This is a genomic window from Herbaspirillum lusitanum, from assembly GCF_026127345.1.
In the GTDB taxonomy this organism is placed as follows: domain Bacteria; phylum Pseudomonadota; class Gammaproteobacteria; order Burkholderiales; family Burkholderiaceae_D; genus Herbaspirillum; species Herbaspirillum lusitanum.
In genome coordinates, this window is sequence record NZ_QXFG01000008.1 from 616,104 (window position 1) to 640,105 (window position 24,002).

The window sequence follows — 24,002 nt, forward strand, 5'->3', positions numbered from 1 at the left end:
AAAGTTCAGCCGCGGATATAGGTTTTCCAGGCCAGCCAGAGCTTGCGTATCGGCGTGAGCGAAATGCGCTGATTCAGCACGTGAAAGCCGTCGCGCTCGATTTCAGTGAGCAGCGTGCGATAAATGGCGGACATCATCAGACCGGGACGTTGTGCACGACGGTCTTCTTTTGGCAGCAATGCGAACGCTTCATCGTAAACACGCTGAGCGCGCTCCACCTGGAATCGCATCAGTTTCTCGAAATTTTCGCTGTGGCGCGCATTCAGGATGTCAGCGGCGGTGACGTTGAATTGCTGCAGTTCGTTAACCGGCAAATAAATGCGCCCCTTGCGGCCGTCTTCTCCGACATCGCGGATGATATTGGTGAGCTGGAACGCCAGACCGAGCTTTTCGGCAAACAGCAGGGTGCCGCCCTGGGTCACGCCGAAGATGCTGGCCGACAAGATGCCGACCACGCCGGCGACATGCCAGCAGTAACGCTGCAAGCCGGGATAGTCGAGGTAGCGGGTCTGGTCCAGGTCCATCTCCATGCCGTCGATGATGGCCTGCAGATGCTCGCCCTTGAGGCCGTAGGTCGCCACGTGCGGCTGCAGCGCCAGCGTCACCGGATGGCTGGGGTTGCCGTTGAGCATGGAGGCGATTTCCTTGCGCCACCACATCAGCTTGGTGCGCGCCACGCCGGCGTCCTCGATTTCATCCACGGTGTCGTCGACTTCGCGGCAGAACGCGTACAGCGCGGTGATGGCGCGACGGCGTTCCGGCGGCAGGAACAAGAAGCTGTAGTAGAAGCTGGAGCCGCTTTGGGCGGCTTTTTGCTGGCAGTATTCGTCTGGAGACATGAGGTGGGATGAGGTAAAAAAGCGGGCGCCGTGAGGCCGCCGTCATGCAAGAAGCCGCTATGCTAGCCGACTAGGGGGCCGAGGGCAATCTGCTTCGCATTCCGGCAGGGCGGCGCGCCTCGGCAATTACAATGAAAGCTGGTTGCAGCAGCAGACGTTGTACATTAAGCTGGGGGCAACGAGGCATGACGCAGGACCGGCGGCAAGCTCCGCAGGAACTGCAGAAATTTGTGCCGATGCTGTTGATAAAAACACAAAACGACAGGCGCATTGCGCGACTGGGGTGAGCAATCAAGGCGAGGAGACCATTTCTTCATGAACAGACTGGAAGCTTTCAGAAGCATTGCAGTGCAGGCCGGACGGGGCGAGCTGGTGTTCCCGACCAACGTCAATGCATCGATCAAATTGCAACAGGCCCTCAACGATCCGAATTGCCATCTCGAGGCGGCGTCGAAACTGGTCATGGCCGAACCGTTGCTGTCGGCGCGCACCGTGGCGATCGCCAATTCGGCCGCCTACAACCGTTCCGGCGGTGAAATCAACAATGTACGAACGGCCGTCATGCGGCTCGGATTCAAGACGCTCAACGCCATCACGACGGCGGTCATCGTGCGCCAGCTCGGCCGCAATATTTCGGATCCCGAAATGCGCGTCAAGGCGGCGCAGCTGTGGGAACATACCGCCAACGTCGCTGCGCTGTCGCAAGTCATTGCACTGAAGATGACGCGTCTTGATCCGGAAACCGCGATGTTCGCCGGCATCGTGCATGAAGTCGGCGGCTTTTACCTGCTCTCGCGCACCGATGAATTCCCGGGCCTGCTCGACGGCAATGCCGAAGACTGGGCGGAATACGGCGAAAAGATGATCGGTCGCGCCGTACTCAAGAAGCTCGGCATCCCCGAAGCCGTGATGGCCGCGGTCGAATCGCTGTGGCACGGCATCCGCGTGCTGCCGCCGGAGACGCTGGGCGACGTGCTGCTGCTGGCCAAGGAATTGTCGCCGGTGCCGTCGCCGTTCCAGAAGAGCGCCCTTGAGGCCGGTCGCCAATCCGACACCATCGTCGACGAATTCATGGGCGACGATGCGCTGCGCGACGTCCTGGAAGATTCAGCCGATGAAATCCGCTCGCTGACTTCGGCGCTGCTGATCTGACGCCATCGCGCCGGAAACAAAAAGGCAGCCCTGAAACGGCTGCCTTTTTCATTGCGCGAAATGAATCACATCAGGCGCTGCGCAGCAGGCGCATCTTGAAATTGCGTCCCTTGATGTTGCCCGCGCCGAGCTTGTCGCAGGCCTTGTCGGCAATGCGGTAGTCGAGCGCGACATAGGTCGAGAATTCAAAAACGTTGATCTTGCCGACTTGTTCCTTGCTCAGGCCGACGTCGCCGGTGAGCGCGCCCAGCAGGTCGCCCGGACGCAGCTTGTCCTTCTTGCCGCCCTGGATGCAGAGCGTACGCATCGGCGCGCGCAAGACCTTGTCTTCGTTGGTGTCGAGCGCGTCGAGATCGAACCACTGCACGGAGGCATGCTGGTATTCCTCGATCAGCTTGACCCAGCGCTTTTCGTTCGGGGTGCAAAGATTCAGCGCCAGTCCGCGCTCCTGGCCGCGGCCGGTGCGACCGATGCGATGGATATGCACTTCGGTGTCGCGCGTGACGTCGACGTTGATGACGGCGCCCAGGTTGGCGATGTCGAGGCCGCGTGCGGCCACGTCGGTCGCCACCAGCACCGAGCAACTCTGGTTGGAGAACTGCACCAGGATTTCATCGCGTTCGCGCTGCTCCAGGTCGCCGTACAGGGCGAGGGCGCTGAAACCCTGGGCGCGCAACTCATCGGCCAGTTCGCGACAATGGATCTTGGTATTGCAGAAGGCCAGCGTCGACACCGGCTGGTAATGCTGCAGCAGGCGCGCCACGGCGAAGTTGCGCTGTTCCGCCGAGACTTCGAAGAAACGCTGCTCGATCTTGTCGCCGTCATGGCGGGCTTCCACCTTGATTTCTTCCGGATCGCGCAGGAAGCGCGCGCTGGCCTTGCGGATGTCATCGGGATACGTGGCCGAGAACAGCAAGGTCTGGCGTCGCGCCGGACAGGCGCTGACGATGCCTTCGATGTCTTCGTAAAAGCCCATGTCGACCATGCGATCGGCTTCGTCCAGCACCAGCGTCTGCACCGTGGCCAGATTGATGGTGCCGCGGCCGATATGGTCGCGGATGCGGCCGGGAGTACCGACCACGATGTGGGTGCCGTGTTCGAGCGAGGCGATTTGCGGGCGCATTGCCGTGCCGCCGCACAGCGTCAGAATCTTGATGTTGTCAGTGAAGCGCGCCAGGCGGCGCAATTCATTGGAAACCTGGTCGGCGAGTTCGCGCGTGGGGCAAATCACCAGTCCCTGAATCGCGAAATAGCTGGGGTTGAGCTTGTGCAGCATGCCAATGCCGAATGCCGCCGTCTTGCCGCTGCCGGTCTTGGCCTGGGCAATCAGGTCGCGTCCCTCAAGCGCCGCCGGCAGGCTCGCGGCCTGGATCGTCGTCATCTCGTGATAGCCGAGTTGCTCCAGATTGGCGAGCATCGCCGGCGTCAACGGCAGGCTGGAAAAGGAAGATGAGGTCATGATCGGGGCAATCGAATGAGAGGAATTCAGTCTAACAGAGGCGTTGCCGTCGGCCGTGCAACAACGTCGGCATGCGGAGCAAAAGCGATCGCGCAAAACAAAAAGCCTTTGACGTCTAAACGCCAAGGGCTTTGATATGCCTGCTGATTCATTTTTTTTGAAAACTGGTTGCGGGGGCAGGATTTGAACCTACGACCTTCGGGTTATGAGCCCGACGAGCTGCCAGACTGCTCCACCCCGCGTCTGAGGGACCGAATTCTACAGAGCATCGTTTTGAATAGCAAGGAATCATTTCCGTACAGGGATAAATAAGCGCCGGACATGGGCGCAGATGGACGCAGGCGCGCGCCGCGCATACACTGCGCGCTTCATGAACGATCAGATGGACGAAGGCGAGGGCAAGCAATGAGCATGATGACTTATGAAGAATACCTGGACGAAGTGACGACGCTGATCACCGAGCTGTATGACGTCGCCGACCCCGATGCGATCAAACTGGTGGTGCAGGCGCAGGCCGCCGAGTTCTTCGTCGCGCACGACGACAACGAAAATTTGCGCACCGAGGAACGGGCGCTGCAAGACGCGCGCACGATCTACAAACAGAGCCGGAAGAAGCGTTAAGGCAAGCGCTTTAACAATCGGTTGCAAATGCCGCCGAACCAACGTGGATTTTCTCTTTCTATTACTGCGTGACCCTCGCAAAGCCAGTCTGGAAGCGGTGTCCGGCGATGTCTGACAGACATCGCGTCATTCCGGAGATTCGCTGTCATTCGTTGTGTTGCGACGGATTCATTTAACCAGGTAAAGGAGATCCACTCATGAAAACACGTCAGCTCATCATTGCAGCGGCAATGCTTGCCGTTACCGGCGGCGCCATGGCGCAACAAGCCAACACCACGGAAGCGTCGTCCCCCGGCATGACGGTTCCTGCATCGACAGCCAATGGCGTCTCCAACGATCCGTATGTGCAAAAGCGTCAATCCGACGCCGACGCCAAGGCGGAATACAAGATGCAGAAAAAGGCCGTGAAGCAGCAGGCCAAGGCTGACAAGAAGGCAGCCAAGGCTGACCTGAAGGCGCAGAAGAAGGAATCGACCGCCGAGCGCAACGCGCAACTGGCTCAGCCACAGCCCAAGGGCGACAAGACTCCTTGATCGCGCTTCGGCGTTCACTGCTGATTGACCAACGCCGCGACGCATGACCTGCGTCGCGTCGGTAATAAAAATCCTCTTCGATGAAGAGGATTTTTTTTTCGTTCATGCGACTGCGTGCCGATCACATCGTCAAAGCACGCCACACCACCAGCAGCCAATCGCGTTTGCCCAGTTTCGGTCGGCGCGTGAAGACGTCGCCATCGGCTTGCTCCAGTCGTTCGAGGATACGCAAGCCGCCTTGCACCACCATCCGCAACTCCCAGCCGATGCGCCCCCGCAAGCGCCGCGCCAGCGGTGCGCCCGACAGCATCATCGCGCGCGCGCGGTCGATTTCAAACTGCAACAGCGCTTGCCAGGCCGTGCCGGCATTGGCTGAAGCGATGTCTTGCTCGTTCACGCCAAAACGATCGAGATCCTCCAGCGGCAGGTAGATGCGTTGCTTTTGCCAATCAATGGCAACGTCCTGCCAGAAGTTGATCAGTTGCAGCGCCGAGCAGATGGCGTCCGAGTCACGCAGGTTTTCCGGCGTGGCGGCATCGTACAGATGCAGCATCAGCGCGCCGACCGGATTGGCGGAGCGGCGGCAGTAATCCAGCAGTTCATCGAAGCCCTGATAACGCGTTGTCACCACGTCCTGCCTGAAGGCGGACAGCAGATCGCGAAACGGCGCCAGCGGCAAGCGATATGCGCGGATAATGCCGGCCAGCGCCGTAAACATCGGATTGCTTGTGGCGCGGCTCGCGTCTATATCGTCGAGCGCCTGGTCGTACGCATCTAACGCCGCCAGCCGTTGCAGCGGCGTGGCGTCGCCTTCGTCGGCGATGTCGTCGGCGCTGCGGGCGAAGGCGTAAATTGCCTTGACGGCAGGGCGCAGACGTGCGGGAAGCAGCACGGAAGCGACGGGGAAGTTTTCGTAGTGGTCAACAGCCATGCCAGTGAAATGTCCAATAAAAACGATGAAAACCCGATATATATCCAAACGGAAGGCCCGCGATTATAATTACTAACCGCAAAGTCAGTAAGTTGCTCGCATCGTCATCCGCTTGTCTCAAGTCCGTAAAAAGCCGTCATGCCACGCCGCCGCATCGTCGATATCGCTGATAGTCATGCAGCGCCGTCCGGTGCGCGCCGGCCTGGTGTAATTTCTGCCCGAATAGTAAAGGAAAAACGTGATTGCTCCGACTTCCGTGCCCGCTCCAGTGCGAGTGTTGACCCGACCCGCGCCGGCAAGCCGTCGATTGCGACAAGCCATTGCGTTGTGCCTGGCCGTGTCGGCGCTGGCGGCATGTTCAAAGAAGGTCGAAAAAGTCGAAGAAATCCGCCCAGTCAGGGCCATGGTCATCGCGGCCGGCAATGCCGACGTGGTGGCGGAGTTTCCTGGTGAAGTGCGGGCGCGGGTGGAGTCGCGGTTGGGGTTCCGGGTCGGCGGCAAGATCGTGGCGCGCAAGGTCGACGTCGGCAGCATCGTGCGACGCGGCCAGGTATTGATGCAGCTCGATCCGCAAGATCTGCAACTGGCGCAACGCCAGGCCGATGCGGCGATGAAGTCGGCGCTGAGCAATCGCGATCTGGCCTCTGCCGAACTCAAGCGCTATCAGGAACTGCGCGACAAGAATTTCGTGAGCCAGGCGACTCTCGACTCTAAGCAAACCGCGTATCAATCGGCGCTGTCGGGTTACGACCAGGCCGTGGCGTCGCTGCGAAATCAATCGAATCAGACCGGTTATGCCGTATTGACGGCGGACGTCGACGGCGTGGTGACGGCGGTCGATGCGGAGGCCGGCCAGGTGGTTGCCGCCGGCACGCCCGTGGTCAGCGTGGCGCAGGCCGGCGACAAGGACGTGGTCATCGGCATCCCCGAAGACAAGGTCGACGTCTTGCGTCGCAGCGCCGATGTGCGCGTGCGCCTGTGGGCCAATCCGAAGGAGACGATCGTCGGCAAGATCCGCGAAGTCTCGCCGATCGCCGATGCCGCCACGCGCACTTACACATTCAAGATAGCCTTGCCCGACTCCGCGAAGGATGTGCGGCTGGGCATGACGGCATATGTCGCGTTTGCCGGCAAGACTTCCGGCGAGATGATCCGTTTGCCGCTGACGGCCTTGTACCCGGTCGACGGCAAGACGTCCGTATGGCTGGTGGAAAACGGTGCGGTGAAGGTCGTGCCGGTGCAACTGGGCGGACAGAGCGGCAATGACGTGCTGATCGCCGCCGGCCTGACGGCCGGGCAGACTGTCGTGACTGCCGGCGTCAACCTGCTCAAGCCCGGGCAGAAGGTCAAGATCCTCGGCGCGGAGTCGCTTGCCGCTGATACGCCTGACGCCAAGGCGCCGCAAGGGAAGAATCCATGAGCGGCGCCGGGAAAGACGACCCGCACGATCAGGACGGCAAGGGTGGCAAGGGGGCGATCGATGCGGCCGCCCAGCCGCGCGGCTTCAACCTGTCGCGCTGGGCGCTGGAACATGTCCCGCTGATCCGTTACCTGATCGTGGTGCTGATCATCGGCGGCGTGATCGGTTACGGCAAGCTGGGCCAGGATGAAGATCCCCCGTTCACTTTCCGCGCCATGGTAGTTACCGCCAAATGGCCGGGGGCGAGCGCCTTGCAGATGGCCAACCAGGTCACCGACAAGCTGGAAAAGAAACTGCAGGAGACGCCCTACATCGACGTTATCCGCAGCTACTCCAAGCCGGGCGAGACGCTGATCCTGCTGCAATTGCGCGAATCGACGCCGCCCAGGGAAGTGCCGCCGACCTGGTACCAGGTGCGCAAGAAAATCAGCGACATCAAGCTGACCTTGCCGTCGACGGTGCAGGGGCCGTTCTTCAACGATGAGTTCGGCGATACCTACGGTTCGATCTTCGCGCTCTCCGCCGACGGTTTCACCTATGCCGAGGTCAAGGATTACGCCGACTTCGTGCGCCAGCAATTGCTGCGCGTGCCTTCGGTGGCGAAAGTGGAATTGTTCGGCGTGCAGGACGAGAAGATTTTCATCGAGTTCTCGCAAAAGAAATTTTCGCAACTGGGTATTCCATTCGACACCATCGTCAATCAATTGGCGGCGCAGAATGCGCTGGAATCCACCGGCGTGCTGGTGACGCCGGGCGACAACTTGCAGGTGCGCGTGAGCGGCGCCTTCCGTTCGCCGAAAGAGCTGGAAGAGATGCAGTTGCGCGCCAACGGCACCACCTTCCGGCTCGGTGATTTTGCCGTGGTCAAGCGTGAATACGTCGATCCGCCGGTGACCAAGATGCGTTTCAACGGCAAGGAAGCGATCGGCCTCGGCGTGTCGATGGAAAAGGGCGGCGACATCATTGCGCTCGGCCGCAACCTCGACAGGATGTCCGATGAACTGCGCACCAAGCTGCCGGTCGGCATCGAGCTGGAGCGCGTGTCCGACCAGCCGAAAATCGTCGCCGATTCTGTCGGCGAATTCATCCATACGCTGGTCGAAGCGGTGCTGATCGTGCTGGCGGTGAGTTTCATCGCACTCGGCCTGCACACCAGGCCGCTACGCATCGACGTGCGGCCGGGGCTGGTGGTGGCGCTGACGATCCCGCTGGTGCTGGCGGTGACTTTCCTGTTCATGCGCATCTTCGACATCGACCTGCACAAGATTTCACTGGGAGCGCTGATCATCGCGCTCGGGCTTTTGGTCGACGACGCCATCATCGCGGTGGAAATGATGGTGCGCAAGATGGAAGAAGGCCTGTCGCGTTTCGATGCTGCTACCTTCGCCTACACCTCGACGGCGATTCCGATGCTGACCGGCACGCTGATCACGGCGGCGGGTTTCCTGCCGATCGGCCTGGCCAAATCGGCGGCGGGCGAGTATACGTTTTCGATGTTTTCGGTCAATGCGCTGGCCTTGCTGATTTCGTGGCTGGTGGCGGTGGTGTTCACGCCGTATATCGGCGTGCTGCTGCTCAGGGTCAAGCCGGCCGCCAATGCCGACGGTCATCATGAATTGTTCGACACGCCGTTCTACACGCGCTTTCGCAAGCTGGTGACCTGGTGCGTGGAGTGGCGCAAGACCACCATCCTGCTGACGCTGGCGGCATTCATGCTGGGCCTGCTGGGCTTCCGTTTCATCGAGCAGCAATTCTTCCCGGATTCCAGCCGGCCCGAGCTGATGATCGAGCTATGGTTGCCGGAAGGTTCCGCTTTCAAGGCCACCGAGGCGCAGGCGAAGAAGTTTGAGGCCTTCATCCGCAAGCAGGACGGTGTGGAAAGCGTGACCAGCTACGTCGGCACCGGCAGCCCGCGCTTCTACCTGCCGCTGGACCAGATTTTCCCGCAGACCAATGTGTCGCAGATCGTGGTGCTGCCGAAGGACCTGAAGACACGCGAGTCCCTGCGCCTGAAAATCGTCGACGCCTTCAAGAACGATTTCCCCGGCGTGCGCGGCCGCGTCAAGCTGCTGCCGAGCGGACCGCCGGTGCCGTATGCGGTGCAGTTCCGCGTCACAGGCACCGAAGTCGACAAGGTGCGCACCATCGCCGACCAGGTCAAGGCGGTGATGAACCGCAATCCCAACGTGATCGGCCTCAACGACAACTGGAACGAATCGGTCAAGTCCTTGCGCATCGATCTCGACCAGGACAAGTTGCGCGTGCTCGGCATCGGTTCGCAGACCGTCATGCGCACGGTCAATACCTTGCTGACCGGGACCGCCGTCGGCCAGTATCGCGAGAATGACAAGCTCATCGACATCCTGGTGCGCCAGCCGCTGGAAGAACGCGCCACCATCGACGCGCTCAACCAGGCCAACATCCCGACCGCGAGCGGCAAGAGCGTGCCGCTGGCGCAGGTCGCGCGCGTGAGCCTGGCGTGGGAGCCGGGCGTGGTCTGGCGTGAAGACCGCGAGTGGGCCATCACGGTGCAATCCGACGTCGCCGACGGCATCCAGGGGCCGACCGTGTCGAGCCAGATCAGTCCGCAACTCGACGCCATCCGCGCCCGGCTGCCGGCCGGTTATGCGATCGAACTGGCCGGCGCCGCAGCCGACAGCAGCAAGGCGCAGGATTCGATTGCGGCCAACGTGCCGCTGGTGATCTTCATCATCTTCACCTTGCTGATGCTGCAGCTGCATAGCTTCTCGCGCGCCATGCTGGTGTTCCTGACCGGCCCGCTGGGCGTGGCCGGCGCGGCGGTGGCCTTGCTGGTGCTGCATCGTCCGTTCGGTTTCGTGGCGCAACTCGGCGTGATCGCCTTGTTCGGCATGATCATCCGCAACTCGGTGATCCTGATCGACCAGATCGAACACGACATCGCCGCCGGCGCCGCGCCATGGGACGCCATCGTGGAATCGGCGGTGCGCCGCTTCCGTCCCATCATCCTGACCGCGGCGGCGGCGGTGCTGGCGATGATCCCGCTGTCGCGCTCGGTCTTCTGGGGGCCGATGGCGGTGGCGATCATGGGCGGGCTGGTGGTGGCGACGGCGTTGACGCTGCTGTTCCTGCCGGCGGCATACGCGGCGCTGTTCCGGGTCAAAAAGCCCTAGGAAAATTGCAGAGGGGACGGATAAAAACGCAGACAGCCCGCCAAGCTTGAAGTAGAATAGCGGGCTGCATTAAAACTGCTACCTCATTGACAGGACCTGGTTCTCCGGCGTACACGCTGAAAAATCCAGAGCAAGCCGAAGCCGGTCGATGATTGCACCTTTCAGCGAGGGTGGCGAAATTGGTAGACGCACCAGGTTTAGGTCCTGACGCCAGCAATGGTGTAGGGGTTCGAGTCCCCTCCCTCGCACCAGTCATTCCCTTTGTTTTTCCGTTCGCCCGGCTCCGCAGCGCTGACTTGTTCGCGCAATGCGCCGGGCGATTTTCATTTGCAACGTGATGTTTATCGAGCCGGGAGCAGGCATGCGCTATCAGCATTACAAGGGCGGCATTTACGAATTCCTGTACGAGGCGACGCTGGAGTCGGACCTGACTCCGATGGTGGTGTACCGCGCCGCCAACGGCACCGTCTGGATCCGTCCGCGCGACGTGTTCCATGAAATGATCGAAGTCGACGGCAAGCGCGTGGTGCGTTTTGCGTTGATGGCCGACGCCGGATAAATGCCGACGCTTCCCCGGAAGCGGACTGCGTCTTATCTGCTAAGGTTGCAGCCTCGTCTTCATCTCCACAGCAAAGGAAAAATCATGCGCAAGCTTTCATGTCTGGCAGCGATCACGTTGTCGCTGTCGTTGTCGCTGTCTTTGTCGTTCTCAGCCTTCGTCCAACCCGCTGCAGCGCAGGAACTCGGCGACGTCAGCACGGCGTTCCGCTGGCTCGGCAAGAACGATCGCATCGCGGTGGAAGCGTATGACGATCCGAAAGTGATCGGCGTGACCTGCTACGTGTCGCGTGCACGCACCGGCGGCATCAAGGGCACTGTCGGCCTGGCCGAGGACAAAGCCGAGGCATCGATTGCCTGTCGCCAGGTGGCGCCGGCAATTTCCTTCAAGGGAACCGTGCCGGTGCAGGAGGACGTATTTTCGGAGCGCATGTCGATCCTGTTCAAGCGCCTGCACATCGTCCGGCTGGTCGATGTGAAGCGCAACACCTTGGTATATCTGACGTATTCCGACAAGCTGATCGACGGCAGTCCGATGAATGCCATCACGGCCGTGCCGGTCTCCACGTCCACTCCCATTCCGGTGAAATAAATCATGAAGACAATCAGGGCTCTCGCAGCCGAATTGCAGGCAGGGCAAACCACCAGCGTCAAACTGGTCGGGCAGGCGCTGGAGCGCATCGTCACTTATCGCGGGCAGGGCGGGGCAGCCTACGTCAGCGTCGACGCCGACCGTGCGCTGGCTGCCGCCCGCGTCAGCGATGCAGCACGTGCCGCCGGCAATGTGCCGTCGCTGCTGGCAGGCCTGCCGGTGTCGATCAAGGATTTGTTCGACGTCCAGGGCGAGGTGACGGCTGCCGGCTCCAAGGCGCTGGCGGATGCGCCGGCGGCACAGGCCGATGCGCTCGCCGTGGCGCGTCTGCGCCATGCCGGCGCGGTCCTGCTGGGGCGCACCAACATGAGCGAATTCGCATTTTCCGGACTGGGCCTGAATCCGCATTACGGTACGCCGCGCAATCCTCTGGATGGCACGCGGGTCACCGGCGGTTCGACCTCGGGCGGCGCCGTCAGCGTGGCGGGCGACATGGCGGTGATGGCGCTGGGCACCGATACCGGCGGTTCCATCCGGATTCCTTCCGCGTTCTGCGGCCTGACCGGTTTCAAGCCGACTGCACGGCGCGTCAGCCTGGACGGGGCGGTGCCGTTGTCGACCACGCTGGATTCGGCCGGGCCGCTGGCGCGCAGCGTCGATTGCTGCGCGATTGCCGATGCGATTTTGTCGGGCGAAACCCTGGCCACCGATGCCGTGCCGCTGGCCGGACTGCGTTTCGGCGTGACGGAAGATTTCGTCAACGACGGCATGGACGATGCCGTGCGGGCGGCATTCGACGCGGCGTTGGCGCGTCTGCAAAAGGCGGGTGCGCTGATCCAGCGTTTCTCGTTCCCAGAATTGAAGGAGTTGCCGTCAATTAATGCCGGCGGCGGTTTCAGCGCGGCGGAATCCTGGGCCTGGCACCGCAATTTGCTGGAACGCGCCGGCGACCAGTACGACCAGCGCGTGGCGGTGCGCATTCGTCGCGGCGCGCAGCAAAGCGCCGCCGATTACATCGATTTGCTGGCGGCGCGCCGGCGTCTGGTCGCGCAGGCCGAGCGCCGTCTGGCGGTGTTCGACGCCTGGCTGATGCCGACCGTGCCGGTGGTGCCGCCGCTGTTGCAGCCTTTGCAAGATAGCGATGACACCTTCTTTGCCACCAACGGGCTGGTGTTGCGCAATCCGAGCGTGATCAACTTCCTCGACGGTTGTGCGCTGAACCTGCCTTGTCCGTCCGACAGCAAATTGCCGGTCGGCATCAGCATTTGCGGCAGCCGCGGCGCTGATGCGCGGGTGCTGGCAATCGGCCGCGCGGTCGAGGCGCTTTTGCACGGCGGGCAAGGCTGAGCGGGTTCTTCGACGGTTTTTATCGGCTCCGATTCGCCGTTTTGGCGCAAGGGCATCTTTTCCGTATAAAATAGCGGACTTTAGCGCGGCCGGGCAGGGCAAAAAGCGATGGTTTTCACGCTTGTTCTTTCCGGGCCGCACCACGGAATTTATTAATTTTTGGACGATTCACATGGCAACTGCAGTCGAAACTCTGAGCAAACTTGAGCGCCGTATCACCCTGACATTCCCTCTGGCCGACGTGCAGGCTGAAGTTGAAAAACGCCTGAAAGTGCGCGCGCGCACCGCCAAGGCGCCAGGCTTCCGTCCAGGCAAAGTGCCGATGAAGATGGTTGCCGCCCAGTTCGGCTACCAGGTCGAAACCGAAGTGCTGAACGACAAGGTCGGTCGCGCATTCAACGACATCGCCGTCGAAAACAACCTGCGCGTTGCCGGTTACCCGAAGATCGAGCCAAAGACCAGCGAAGGCGTGGCTGAAGGTTCGTTGGCGTTCGACGCTACATTTGAAATCTATCCGGAAGTCGTCCTCGGCGATCTGGCTTCGGCTGAAGTCGAGAAGACCACGTCGGCTGTTTCCGACACCGAAATCGACAAGACCCTGGACATCCTGCGCAAGCAGCGCGTGCACTACCACGTCAAGGGCGAGCAAGGCGCGCACGGCGACGGCGGCGAGCCGGTTGCACAAAACGGCGATCGCGCCACAGTCGACTTCGTCGGCAAGATCGACGGCGTTGAGTTCCAGGGCGGCAAGGCTGATGCCTTCCCGTTCGTGCTGGGCGAAGGCCGCATGCTGCCGGAATTCGAAGCAGCGACGCTGGGTCTGAAGGTCGGCGAGTCCAAGACTTTCCCGTTGGCTTTCCCTGCTGATTACCATGGCAAGGACGTGGCCGGCAAAACTGCAGAATTCACCATCACGCTGAAGCAACTGGAATGGGCGCATCTGCCGGAAGTCGACGCAGAATTCGCCAAGTCGCTGGGTATCGAAGACGGCGACCTGACCAAGATGCGCGAAGACATCAAGCGCAACCTGGAACGCGAAGTCAGCGCCCGCACCAAGGCCAAGACCAAGGACAGCGTCATGGACGCCCTGATCAAGGTCAGCGAACTGGAAGTGCCGAAGGCATTGGTCGAGCAAGACATCGAACGCCTGATCGAAATGGCGCATCAGGACATGCAGCAACGCGGCATGGATCCCAAGGGCATGCAACTGCCGCGCGAGCTGTTCACAGCACAAGCGGAACGTCGCGTTCGCCTGGGCCTGATCCTGGCTGAAGTCGTCAAGACCAACAAGCTGGAAGCCACCGAAGAACAAGTCAAGGCGCAAGTCGAAGACTTCGCACAAAGCTACGAAGACCCGCAGCAAGTCCTGAAGTACTACTTCAGCGACCGTCGTCGCCTGGCCGAAGTCGAAGCCCTTGTTTTGGAAGAAAACGTCGTCAACTACGTCTTGGGTAAATCCAAGGTTTCCGAGAAATCGGTCGCGTTCGACGCCTTGATGGGCAACCAGCCGCAAGCGTAATCCGACCTTCCCGGGTAACATCAGAGAAGACTACGACGCATAAGGAATGCACATGACAGGTTTGATTAGGCAGTCTGCACTGGATACAGAAATGCTCGGCATGGTGCCGATGGTGATCGAGCAAAGCGGTCGCGGTGAGCGTGCGTACGATATTTACTCGCGCTTGCTGAAAGAGCGCATCATTTTCCTGGTTGGCCCGGTCAATGATGCGACCGCCAACCTGGTGGTGGCGCAGCTGCTGTTCCTGGAGAGCGAAAATCCTGACAAGGACATCTCGCTGTACATCAACTCCCCGGGCGGCTCGGTGTCGGCCGGCATGGCGATTTTCGACACGATGCAATTCATCAAGCCGGACGTTTCCACGCTGTGCACGGGCCTGGCAGCCTCGATGGGCGCTTTCCTGCTCGCCGCCGGCGCCAAGGGCAAGCGTTTCTCGCTGCCGAACTCGCGCATCATGATTCACCAGCCTCTGGGCGGCGCTCAGGGCCAGGCATCGGATATCGAAATCCAGGCACGCGAAATCCTGTACCTGCGTGAACGCCTGAACGCCATCCTCGCCGAAAAGACCGGTCGCACGATCGATCAGATCGGCAAGGACACTGATCGCGACAACTTCATGTCGGCGCAAGCCGCTGCGGAGTATGGCCTGATCGACCAGGTGCTGGAAAAACGGGCTTGATTCGACGCGCGTAATTCGGATTTGTCAGATTTGCGTCACCGATCCGGTGCCGCATTGCTGCATTTCAAGAAAATGCCCGGACTGCGGTCCGGGCATTTTTCTTTTGCACCGCATCATCGTACAAAGCTCTCAATATGCGGTGTCAATGCGGCGATTAGGGACGGATTTCCGTCTCATTGCTTTTTTTGTCTGCGACCCCATATGGAGTACTCTGGAAGCTCGTTTTACCGGCTTTCAAATATGGCGATTCCGTGACGAATCATGAAATCGCAGGTATGATCAAGCCGAACTCTATTCACATTTGCCCTATATGTCCGAGAAAAAATCTTCCAGTGGCGAAAAGCTGCTTTATTGCTCGTTTTGCGGCAAAAGCCAGCACGAAGTCAAGAAACTGATCGCAGGTCCGTCTGTCTTCATCTGCGATGAATGCATTGATCTGTGCAATGACATCATTCGCGACGAAGCCTCCAGCGTTGAGTCGGTCGCGGGTGCAAAATCCGATCTGCCAACGCCGCAGGAAATTTCCGAATTGCTCGACCAGTACGTGATCGGCCAGCAGACCGCCAAGCGCATTCTGTCGGTCGCCGTGTACAACCACTACAAGCGTCTGAAGCATCTCGGCAAGAAGGACGACGTCGAACTCGCCAAGAGCAACATCCTGCTGGTCGGCCCGACCGGCTCCGGCAAGACCTTGCTGGCGCAGACACTGGCGCGCATGCTCAACGTGCCGTTCGTGATCGCCGACGCGACCACGCTGACCGAAGCCGGCTATGTCGGTGAAGACGTCGAGAACATCATTCAGAAGCTGCTGCAGAACTGCAATTACGAAGTCGAGAAGGCTCAGCGGGGCATCGTCTACATCGATGAAATCGACAAGATCTCGCGCAAGTCCGACAATCCGTCGATCACCCGCGACGTGTCCGGCGAAGGCGTGCAGCAAGCGCTGCTGAAGCTGATCGAAGGCACGATGGCATCGGTGCCGCCGCAAGGCGGCCGCAAGCATCCTAACCAGGATTTCGTGCAGATCGATACGACCAACATCATGTTCATCTGCGGCGGCGCCTTCGACGGCCTGACCAAGATCATTTCCGAGCGTTCCGAGAAGAGCGGCATCGGTTTCGGCGCCAACGTCAAGAGCCAGACGCAAAAGACCGCCAGCGAAGTGCTGCTGCACGCGGAACCGGACGATCTGGTCAAGTTCGGCCTGATCCCGGAATTGGTCGGCCGTTTGCCGGTGATTGCCGCGCTCAACGAATTGAACGAAGAAGCGCTGATCCAGATTTTGCTGGAGCCGAAGAATGCGCTGATCAAGCAGTATTCCAAGCTGTTGCAAATGGAAGGCGCTGAACTCGAGATTCGTCCTGCCGCGTTGCAGGCGATCGCCAAGAAGGCATTGGCCCGCAAGACCGGTGCGCGCGGCCTGCGCTCCATCCTTGAACACGCTCTGCTGGACGTGATGTACGAACTGCCGAGCCAGCAAAACGTCGCCAAGGTGGTCATCGATGAAAACACCATCACCAACGGCGCCAAGCCTTTGTTGATTTACCACGAACAGCCCAAGGTTTCGGGCGCTTGATCCCCCGGCGAAAAGGGCTCGGCGACAAAAATCGCCGGCCCGGTTCGCCTCGATTAAAAGCGGTACAATAAACCGCAGACATCACTCAGGCTTCCATCGTAAAGCCACCCGAGGGCGACTTCGTGTGTGGCTTTTTTTGTTTGATTTTTTGTTATTGTTTCGGCATTTATTTGTTTTCATCAACCGCAGCACTTACCCGGTTTTACCCGAAAGTTGTCGTGTTTTTATTTCAATCTGGGCTTGTGTTTTAGCAGCTCGCGCCAACATCACTAACAGTAACTTTTGATAAGGCTCGCCATGACGACTTCTACTCTCACAGAACAAACGCAATTGCCTCTGTTGCCGTTGCGGGATGTTGTTGTCTTCCCGCATATGGTGATTCCTTTATTCGTCGGCCGTCCGAAGTCGATCAAGGCTCTGGAAGCCGCGATGGAGCAGGGCAAGAGCATCATGCTTGCCGCCCAGAAAGCCGCCGCCAAGGATGAACCTTCGGCTGACGACATCTACGAAATCGGCTGCGTCGCCAACATCCTGCAAATGCTGAAGTTGCCCGACGGCACCGTCAAGGTCCTGGTCGAAGGCGCACAGCGTGCGCGCATCCATCACATCAGCGAACTGGACACGCATTTTGTCGCCGATCTGACGCCGGTCGAATCCGAACTGGGCGACGAGGCTGAAGTCGAAGCCATGCGCCGCACCATCGTTCAGCAGTTCGACCAATACGTCAAACTGAACAAGAAGATCCCGCCCGAGATCCTGAGCTCGCTGGCAGGCATCGATGACGCCGGCCGTCTGGCCGACACCATTGCTGCGCATCTGCCGCTCAAGCTCGAGCAAAAACAGGTCATCCTGGAAATCTTCAATGTCGCCAAGCGCCATGAGCATCTGCTCGGCCAGCTGGAAGGCGAGCTGGACATCCTGCAGGTCGAAAAGCGCATCCGCGGCCGCGTCAAGCGCCAGATGGAAAAGTCGCAGCGCGAGTACTACCTGAACGAACAGGTCAAGGCGATCCAGAAGGAACTCGGCGAAGGCGAAGACGGCGCCGATCTGGAAGAGCTGGAGAAGAAGATCCTCTCCGCCAAGATGCCGAAGGAAGCGCTGGAAAAGGCCCAATCCGAACTCCGCAAGCTCAAGCTGATGTCGCCGATGTCGGCCGAAGCCACGGTCGTGCGCAACTACATCGACACGCTGGTCGGTTTGCCGTGGAAGAAGAAGTCCAAGGTCAACAACGACTTGCCGAATGCAGAGAAGGTCCTTGAAGGCGACCATTACGGCCTCGACAAGGTCAAGGAACGCATCCTGGAATACCTCGCCGTGCAACAGCGCGTCGACAAGCTGAAAGCGCCGATCCTGTGCTTCGTCGGTCCTCCGGGCGTGGGTAAGACCTCGCTGGGTCAATCGATCGCCCGTGCGACCAACCGCAAGTTCGTGCGCATGGCGCTCGGCGGCGTACGCGACGAAGCCGAGATCCGCGGCCATCGCCGTACTTACATCGGCTCCATGCCAGGCAAGATTTTGCAAAGCCTGTCCAAGGTCGGCGTGCGCAATCCATTGTTCCTGCTCGACGAAATCGACAAGCTGGGCATGGACTTCCGCGGCGACCCATCGTCGGCGCTGCTGGAAGTGCTCGACCCGGAACAGAACCACACCTTCTCCGATCATTACATCGAAGTCGATTTCGACTTGTCGGATGTGATGTTCGTGGCGACGTCAAATTCCTTCAACATCCCGCCGGCGCTGCTGGACCGCATGGAAGTGATTCGCCTGTCGGGTTACACCGAAGATGAAAAGACCAGCATCGCGCAACGCTATCTGCTGCCGAAACAGATCAAGAACAACGGTCTGAAAGAGGGCGAGATCAGCGTGGCGGAGTCGGCGCTGCGCGACATCATCCGCTACTACACCCGCGAAGCCGGCGTACGTTCGCTGGAACGCGAAGTGTCGAAGATCTGCCGCAAGGTCGTGAAGATGCTGTTGCTGAAGAAGCAGGAGAAGAAGGTCACCGTGACTTCGCGCAACCTGGACAAATTCCTGGGCGTGCGTCGTTTCGATTTCGGTATCGCAGAGAAGGAAAACCAGGTTGGTCAGGTCGTCGGCCTGGCATGGACCGAAGTGGGCGGCGATCTGCTGACCATCGAAGCCGTGACGATGCCGGGCAAGGGCGGCGTGATTCGCACCGGTACCCTGGGCGACGTGATGAAGGAATCGATCGAAGCTGCGCGTACCGTCGTACGCAGCCGCGCGAGCAAGCTCGGCATCAAGAGCGAAGTCTTCGAGAAACGTGATATCCACATTCACGTCCCCGAAGGCGCGACGCCGAAAGACGGCCCATCGGCAGGTATCGCGATGACCACGGCGATGGTGTCGGTGTTCACCGGTATTCCGGTTCGCGCCGATGTGGCGATGACTGGCGAGATCACCTTGCGCGGCGAAGTGCTGCCGATCGGCGGCCTGAAGGAAAAACTGCTGGCGGCGCATCGCGGCGGCATCAAGACGGTCCTGATCCCTGAGCAAAACGTCAAGGATCTGACCGAGATTCCCGACAACGTGAAGAACAAGTTGGAAATCGTGCCGGTGCGCTGGATCGACAAGGTTCTGGAAATTGCCCTGGAGAGCCAGCCGGTTCCGTTGACCGAAGAAGAGGCAGCGGTGGTGGCTGTCGCGCCGAAGGAATCGACCGATCCCAGCGTCGTGAAGCATTGAAGTAATTCGTTCGGCGGCCTCATGGTCGCCGATAATGAAAAGGCGCTCTCCGGAGCGCCTTTTTTTGTGTTCGCTGCATTCACAAAGATGGTCGTTGGTAAAAAGATAAACGTTTTACATCATTTCAAAAACTGCATTTCGAAGGCCGGATGAAGCGCCGGTAAACCGCTTGACACAAGGATTTGCGGCTTGTTTAATACGTTCTGCAGATTTTCTGCAGGGTCCGTGATGCGTGTTTGGCCTCACCGAATCGAAGGCGCAGGCGTCACGAAATGAAGCTTGTTCAATCTTTAGTCTGGAGGGGCGTAAGTGAATAAAACCGAATTGATCGATCACATCGCGAAGCAGGCCGACATCTCGAAAGCGGCATCGGCGCGTGCATTGGAAGCCGTGATCAGCGCAGTGAAAACCACGTTGAAGAAAAACGGCTCCGTGACCCTTGTCGGCTTTGGCACATTCTCGGTCGGCAAGCGCGCCGCGCGCACGGGCCGCAACCCGCGTACCGGGGCGGCAATCAAGATCAAGGCTGCCAAGGTGCCCAAATTTAAACCTGGCAAAGGTTTGAAAGATGCGCTAAACTAGCGGTCTTTCGTCGTTGACAGACGATAAAAGACTGTTTGGGGTTAAGGTGCGGGTGCTTAGCTCAGTTGGTAGAGCAGCGCCCTTACAAGGCGCGGGTCGGGAGTTCGAGCCTCTCAGCACCCACCAAATCTCAAGTGGTCAGCAACGATTTAGGAGTGGTAGTTCAGTTGGTTAGAATACCGGCCTGTCACGCCGGGGGTCGCGGGTTCGAGTCCCGTCCACTCCGCCAGACATAAAACGCCCGCGCAAGCGGGCGTTTTTGCGTTTACCTCATGATTCGCAGCACGAATCCCGCTTAATGGTTATCAGGTCCGGGGCTATATTTAAAACTTATACCCCCATCGACAATCGGTATTTCCTTGATCTTCTTATAAAAGCATAGACTTCAGTCACAGCAGTTTCGGAGGACGGATTGTTGTGAAGGTCGCTACCACGGCCGCTTTGTCTGACAGTAACGCATCGTACCCGGTGCAGTAACGGCAGGCGATATCTGAATAATCATTTTGGAGACGTACATGGAATACCGTTCGGCAGCCGAGCCTGTTGAATTGTCAGCCCCTGACCGGTCGGGGCGGGCAGTGACACCGGCAGCAACCACTGTAGCAAACTCAACGACATCAGTCTCGGGGACGACACCGCTCGCGACGGTCAGTCTCGACGACAAATATACGGCCACTTCGGGTTCGATCTTTCTGTCCGGCATCCAGGCGCTGGTGCGCTTGCCGCTGCTGCAGTATCTGCGCGACCAGAAAGCCGGACTCAATACCGCCGGCTTCATTTCCGGCTATCGTGGCTCGCCACTGGGCGGTCTCGACGAAGCCCTGTGGAAGGCGCAGCCGCATCTCGCAGCGCACAAGATCAAGTTCCAGCCCGGCACCAACGAAGACATGGCAGCCACCGCCGTCTGGGGCACGCAGCAGGTCGACCTGATCGGCCCGGCCAAGGTCGAAGGCGTGTTCTCCATGTGGTACGGCAAGGGACCCGGCGTGGACCGCTGCGGCGACGTGCTCAAGCACATGAACCATGCCGGCACGTCGGCCAAGGGCGGGGTCCTGCTGGTGGCCGGCGACGACCATGGCGCGTATTCGTCGACGCTGCCGCATCAATCCGACCATATTTTTTCGGCATCGATGATTCCGATGCTGTACCCCTGCAATGTGCAGGAATACCTCGACCTCGGCTTGCACGGCTGGGCCATGTCGCGCTTCTCCGGCTGCACGGTGGGCTTCAAGGCGCTGGCCGACACCGTCGAGTCGAGCGCTTCGGTGGACGCAGATCCGTTCCGCGTCGAGATCAAATATCCAGCCGACTTCGTCATGCCCGAAGGCGGCCTCAACGCTCGCTTGTCGACCGACACGCTGGGCGTGCAGGCGCGCAAGCAGGAAGCGCTGATGCAGGATTACAAGATCTACGCCGCGCTTGCCTACGCGCGCGCGAACAAACTCAATCGCGTGATGATCGACAGCCCCAAGGCGCGGCTGGGCATCATCGCCTCGGGCAAGTCCTACCTCGACGTGCTGGAAGCGCTGAGCGAACTGGGCATCGATGAAGACTTCGCCGCCGAGATCGGCCTGCGCCTGTTCAAGGTGTCGATGCCATGGCCGCTGGAGCCGGAAGGCGTGCGCGAATTCGCCCAGGGCCTCGATGAAATCCTGGTGGTCGAAGAAAAGCGCCAGATGGTCGAATACCAGCTCAAGGAGCAGCTCTACAACTGGCGCGACGACGTGCGTCCGCGCGTGATCGGCAAGTTCGACGAAAAGGGCGAATGGGTTGCCCCGCGCGGCGAATGGCTGCTGACTTCCAAGGCCGACTTCTCGGTGGCGCAGATCGCGCGCGTGATCGCGGCGCGCATTGCACGTTTCCATACCAGCGACCTGATCAAGGCGCGCCTGGCTTTCCTCGATGCCAAGGATGCGGTGCTGAACAAGGCGATCAGCACGCCGCCGCGTCCGGCGTATTACTGCTCGGGTTGCCCGCACAATACCTCGACCAAGGTGCCGGAAGGCAGCTTTGCGCTGGCCGGCATCGGCTGCCATGTGATGGCCACCGCGATCTATCCTGAATTCAACAAGCTGACCACCCACATGGGCGGCGAGGGCGGTCCGTGGATCGGGCAGGCGCCGTTTTCGCAAGTGCCGCACGTGTTCGCCAACCTTGGCGACGGCACCTATTTCCATTCGGGTTATCTGGCGATCCGCGCTGCGGTGGCGGCCAACGTCAACATGACCTACAAGATCCTCTACAACGATGCGGTGGCGATGACCGGCGGCCAGCCGGTTGACGGCACCACGTCGGTGCCGATGATCGCGCAGCAGATGGCGGCTGAGGGCATCAAGCGCATCGCGCTGGTGAGCGAAGACGTCAGCCGCTACAGCGACCGCTCCAATCTGCCCGGCCTGGTCACCATTCACGATCGCAAGGACATGGATGCGGTGCAACGCGACATGCGCGAGGTGCCGGGCGTGACCGTGATCATCTACGACCAGACCTGCGCCGCCGAGAAGCGCCGTCGCCGTAAAAAAGGCGAATACCCCGACCCCGATCAGCGCCTGTTCATCAACGAAGCCGTCTGCGAAGGTTGCGGCGACTGCGGCGTGCAATCGAACTGCACCTCGATCCTGCCGCTGGAAACCGAGTTCGGCCGCAAACGCGCCATCGACCAGTCCTCGTGCAACAAGGATTATTCCTGCGTCAAGGGCTTCTGTCCGAGCTTCGTCACCGTCAGCGGCGGCAAGCTCAAGAAGTCCAAAACCGGCGTCATCAAGAAGGACAGCGCCGACGATTTCGGCGTGCTGCCGGAACCGGCCATCCCGTCCTGCGATACGCCGTTCAACATCCTCATCAACGGTATCGGCGGCACCGGCGTCATCACCATCGGCGCGCTGATGGGCATGGCCGCACACCTGGAAGGCAAGGGCGCGTCGGTGCTGGACATGACCGGCATGTCGCAAAAGAACGGTTCGGTGACTTCGCACGTACGCATCGCCCGCACGCCGCAGGCGATCCGCGCACAGCGCATCGCCACCGGCGAGGCCGACCTGATTCTTGGCTGCGACATGCTGACCGCCGGTTCGCATGATGCGATTTCCAAGATGCGTCCGGGCCGCACGCGCGCGGTCGTCAATGTGCATCAGCAACCGCCGGGACAGTTTGCCAAGAATCCCGACTGGCAATTCCCGTTTGAAGAGGTCAAGGCGTTGATCGGGGAATCGGTCGATCAGCAGGTCGACTTCATCGACGCCACACGCCTGGCGACGGCGCTGATGGGCGACTCGATCGCGACCAACCTGTTCATGCTCGGCTACGCCTATCAGCGCGGCGAATTGCCGCTGACCGAGGCCGCCTTGCTGCGCGCCATCGAGATGAACGGCGTCGCCATCGAGTCCAACAAGACCAGCTTCCTGTGGGGCCGTCGCGCCGCCGTCGATCTGGCGCGCGTCGAACGCATCGCCGTGCCGGCGCAACCGGTGGTGATCCGCATGCCGGAAACGCTGGACAAGCTGATCAAGCGCCGCGTGGCTTTCCTGACCGACTATCAGGATGCGGCTTACGCGGACTCCTTCGCACGCTTCGTCGAGCAGGTGCGTGAGAAGGAGGCCGCCTTGAATCTGGGCGACAAGCTGACGATGGCGGTGGCACGCAATCTGTCCAAGCTGATGGCCTACAAGGATGAATACGAAGTCGCGCGCCTGTACACCGACGGTCGTTTCGTGGAACAACTGAAGCAGCAGTTCGAAGGCGACTTCTCGCTGAGCTTCAACCTGGCGCCGCCGCTGTTCTCGAAGAAGGATGCGCAAGGCCGCCTGGTCAAGGCCAAGTACGGTTCGTGGATGATGTCGGCGTTCAAGCTGCTGGCGAAGTTCAAGGGCTTGCGCGGCGGCAGCTTCGACGTCTTCGGCTACACCGAAGAGCGCAAGACAGAGCGTCGCCTGATCGCGGAATATCGCGATACGGTGACGTCGCTGCTGGATGGCCTGAGCGTGGACAAGCTGGCGCTGGCCATCGAGATTGCGCAGTTGCCGGAACAGATCCGCGGTTACGGCCACGTCAAGGACAAGGCGCTGGCGCAGGTGCGCGGCAAGCAGGATGAAATGCTGACGCGTTATGCCGCCGCTGTGCCTGCCGGGCTGGCGCAGAAGGTCAACGTGGCAAGCATCGCTGCTGCATGATGTAGCAGCCTGATTCAGTGATGCGCAGAGTGTGCAGAGATGCAAAACAGCTTGGGATTGCTGCACACCGCCCACCACTGACCGGACTCATCAGCCATTACCCCATTTCGTGCACAATGACTGCCGTGAATGACGGCTTCAGCCTCAGCGCCAATGTCGCCCAAGCGACA

17 protein-coding genes and 4 tRNA genes are annotated in these 24,002 nt (G+C 60.2%); 17 read left to right on the forward strand and 4 right to left on the reverse strand.

The features are described from left to right. Positions 1-5: 5 nt before the first annotated feature. Positions 6-839 (reverse strand): presqualene diphosphate synthase HpnD, encoded by an 834-nt coding sequence (gene hpnD / locus DXT88_RS11280; RefSeq protein ID WP_016832581.1) that lies wholly within the window; start codon positions 837-839, stop codon positions 6-8. Positions 840-1,154: 315 nt separating this feature from the next. Between hpnD and DXT88_RS11285 the strand changes: the two genes are divergently transcribed. After that, a complete protein-coding gene (locus tag DXT88_RS11285) occupies positions 1,155-1,991 on the forward strand; it encodes an HDOD domain-containing protein (RefSeq protein WP_016832580.1) in 837 nt (278 codons plus the stop codon). Between the two features lie 70 nt (positions 1,992-2,061). On the opposite strand, the gene dbpA is transcribed toward DXT88_RS11285, so the two are convergent. Together dbpA and DXT88_RS11295 are read right to left on the reverse strand one after the other, a co-directional pair. After that, positions 2,062-3,450 (reverse strand): ATP-dependent RNA helicase DbpA, encoded by a 1,389-nt coding sequence (dbpA, locus tag DXT88_RS11290; RefSeq protein WP_265213443.1) that lies wholly within the window; start codon positions 3,448-3,450, stop codon positions 2,062-2,064. Positions 3,451-3,615: 165 nt separating this feature from the next. Then, positions 3,616-3,692: transfer RNA gene (locus tag DXT88_RS11295), tRNA-Met, on the reverse strand. Positions 3,693-3,864: 172 nt separating this feature from the next. On the opposite strand from DXT88_RS11295, the gene DXT88_RS11300 reads away from it, so the two are divergent. Together DXT88_RS11300 and DXT88_RS11305 are read left to right on the forward strand one after the other, a co-directional pair. Then, positions 3,865-4,071 (forward strand): hypothetical protein, encoded by a 207-nt coding sequence (locus DXT88_RS11300; protein ID WP_265214140.1) that lies wholly within the window; start codon positions 3,865-3,867, stop codon positions 4,069-4,071. Between the two features lie 197 nt (positions 4,072-4,268). Beyond that, positions 4,269-4,604, forward strand: a complete 336-nt coding sequence (locus DXT88_RS11305) for a hypothetical protein (protein ID WP_016832577.1) — start codon at positions 4,269-4,271, stop codon at positions 4,602-4,604. Positions 4,605-4,725: 121 nt separating this feature from the next. On the opposite strand, the gene hpnC is transcribed toward DXT88_RS11305, so the two are convergent. Then, entirely contained in the window at positions 4,726-5,535 is an 810-nt protein-coding gene (gene hpnC / locus DXT88_RS11310) for a squalene synthase HpnC (protein WP_265213446.1), read from the reverse strand. A 307-nt stretch (positions 5,536-5,842) separates the two neighbouring features. On the opposite strand from hpnC, the gene DXT88_RS11315 reads away from it, so the two are divergent. From DXT88_RS11315 to DXT88_RS11380, 14 genes are all read left to right on the forward strand, one after another. After that, on the forward strand, positions 5,843-6,955 hold the full coding sequence (locus tag DXT88_RS11315; protein WP_265213448.1) for an efflux RND transporter periplasmic adaptor subunit: 1,113 nt from the start codon (positions 5,843-5,845) through the stop codon (positions 6,953-6,955). Further along, entirely contained in the window at positions 6,952-10,107 is a 3,156-nt protein-coding gene (locus tag DXT88_RS11320; RefSeq protein ID WP_265213450.1) for an efflux RND transporter permease subunit, read from the forward strand. The genes DXT88_RS11315 and DXT88_RS11320 overlap by 4 nt, the downstream gene beginning before the upstream one ends. Positions 10,108-10,271: 164 nt before the next feature. Next, a tRNA-Leu gene (locus DXT88_RS11325) sits at positions 10,272-10,358 on the forward strand. 110 nt (positions 10,359-10,468) lie between these two features. Beyond that, complete coding sequence (locus DXT88_RS11330) at positions 10,469-10,666, forward strand: DUF1653 domain-containing protein (RefSeq protein WP_265213452.1); 198 nt, start codon at positions 10,469-10,471, stop codon at positions 10,664-10,666. Positions 10,667-10,750: 84 nt separating this feature from the next. Beyond that, entirely contained in the window at positions 10,751-11,257 is a 507-nt protein-coding gene (locus DXT88_RS11335; protein WP_265213453.1) for a CreA family protein, read from the forward strand. A gap of 3 nt (positions 11,258-11,260) precedes the next feature. Beyond that, positions 11,261-12,604: an amidase gene (locus tag DXT88_RS11340; RefSeq protein WP_265213455.1), complete on the forward strand. Its 1,344-nt coding sequence runs from the start codon at positions 11,261-11,263 to the stop codon at positions 12,602-12,604. A 172-nt stretch (positions 12,605-12,776) separates the two neighbouring features. Then, positions 12,777-14,123: a trigger factor gene (gene tig / locus DXT88_RS11345; protein WP_265213456.1), complete on the forward strand. Its 1,347-nt coding sequence runs from the start codon at positions 12,777-12,779 to the stop codon at positions 14,121-14,123. A 52-nt stretch (positions 14,124-14,175) separates the two neighbouring features. Then, positions 14,176-14,802, forward strand: coding sequence for an ATP-dependent Clp endopeptidase proteolytic subunit ClpP (clpP, locus tag DXT88_RS11350; RefSeq protein WP_029363135.1), 627 nt, complete (start codon positions 14,176-14,178; stop codon positions 14,800-14,802). 310 nt (positions 14,803-15,112) lie between these two features. Beyond that, complete coding sequence (clpX, locus tag DXT88_RS11355) at positions 15,113-16,378, forward strand: ATP-dependent Clp protease ATP-binding subunit ClpX (RefSeq protein WP_016832872.1); 1,266 nt, start codon at positions 15,113-15,115, stop codon at positions 16,376-16,378. 297 nt (positions 16,379-16,675) lie between these two features. Then, entirely contained in the window at positions 16,676-19,081 is a 2,406-nt protein-coding gene (lon, locus tag DXT88_RS11360) for an endopeptidase La (RefSeq protein WP_029363134.1), read from the forward strand. A 309-nt stretch (positions 19,082-19,390) separates the two neighbouring features. Then, positions 19,391-19,663, forward strand: coding sequence for an HU family DNA-binding protein (locus DXT88_RS11365; protein WP_016832870.1), 273 nt, complete (start codon positions 19,391-19,393; stop codon positions 19,661-19,663). Positions 19,664-19,713: 50 nt separating this feature from the next. Beyond that, positions 19,714-19,789, forward strand: a tRNA-Val gene (locus DXT88_RS11370). A gap of 26 nt (positions 19,790-19,815) precedes the next feature. Beyond that, positions 19,816-19,892: transfer RNA gene (locus DXT88_RS11375), tRNA-Asp, on the forward strand. A 286-nt stretch (positions 19,893-20,178) separates the two neighbouring features. Beyond that, positions 20,179-23,832 carry an indolepyruvate ferredoxin oxidoreductase family protein gene (locus DXT88_RS11380; RefSeq protein WP_265213460.1) on the forward strand — a complete coding sequence of 1,218 codons (3,654 nt, stop codon included), beginning with the start codon at positions 20,179-20,181 and terminating at the stop codon, positions 23,830-23,832. Positions 23,833-24,002: the final 170 nt, after the last annotated feature.

Excerpts from the sequence above, each read along its gene's own strand:
- hpnC (WP_265213446.1), bottom strand. The coding sequence starts at position 5,535 with ATGGCTGTTGACCACTACGAAAACTTCCCCGTCGCTTCCGTGCTGCTT.
- clpX (WP_016832872.1), top strand. The coding sequence starts at position 15,113 with ATGTCCGAGAAAAAATCTTCCAGTGGCGAAAAGCTGCTTTATTGCTCG.
- dbpA (WP_265213443.1), bottom strand. The coding sequence starts at position 3,450 with ATGACCTCATCTTCCTTTTCCAGCCTGCCGTTGACGCCGGCGATGCTC.
- tig (WP_265213456.1), top strand. The coding sequence starts at position 12,777 with ATGGCAACTGCAGTCGAAACTCTGAGCAAACTTGAGCGCCGTATCACC.
- hpnD (WP_016832581.1), bottom strand. The coding sequence starts at position 839 with ATGTCTCCAGACGAATACTGCCAGCAAAAAGCCGCCCAAAGCGGCTCC.
- DXT88_RS11320 (WP_265213450.1), top strand. The coding sequence starts at position 6,952 with ATGAGCGGCGCCGGGAAAGACGACCCGCACGATCAGGACGGCAAGGGT.
- DXT88_RS11330 (WP_265213452.1), top strand. The coding sequence starts at position 10,469 with ATGCGCTATCAGCATTACAAGGGCGGCATTTACGAATTCCTGTACGAG.
- DXT88_RS11380 (WP_265213460.1), top strand. The coding sequence starts at position 20,179 with ATGGAATACCGTTCGGCAGCCGAGCCTGTTGAATTGTCAGCCCCTGAC.
- DXT88_RS11340 (WP_265213455.1), top strand. The coding sequence starts at position 11,261 with ATGAAGACAATCAGGGCTCTCGCAGCCGAATTGCAGGCAGGGCAAACC.
- lon (WP_029363134.1), top strand. The coding sequence starts at position 16,676 with ATGACGACTTCTACTCTCACAGAACAAACGCAATTGCCTCTGTTGCCG.
- DXT88_RS11305 (WP_016832577.1), top strand. The coding sequence starts at position 4,269 with ATGAAAACACGTCAGCTCATCATTGCAGCGGCAATGCTTGCCGTTACC.
- clpP (WP_029363135.1), top strand. The coding sequence starts at position 14,176 with ATGACAGGTTTGATTAGGCAGTCTGCACTGGATACAGAAATGCTCGGC.
- DXT88_RS11300 (WP_265214140.1), top strand. The coding sequence starts at position 3,865 with ATGACTTATGAAGAATACCTGGACGAAGTGACGACGCTGATCACCGAG.
- DXT88_RS11285 (WP_016832580.1), top strand. The coding sequence starts at position 1,155 with ATGAACAGACTGGAAGCTTTCAGAAGCATTGCAGTGCAGGCCGGACGG.
- DXT88_RS11335 (WP_265213453.1), top strand. The coding sequence starts at position 10,751 with ATGCGCAAGCTTTCATGTCTGGCAGCGATCACGTTGTCGCTGTCGTTG.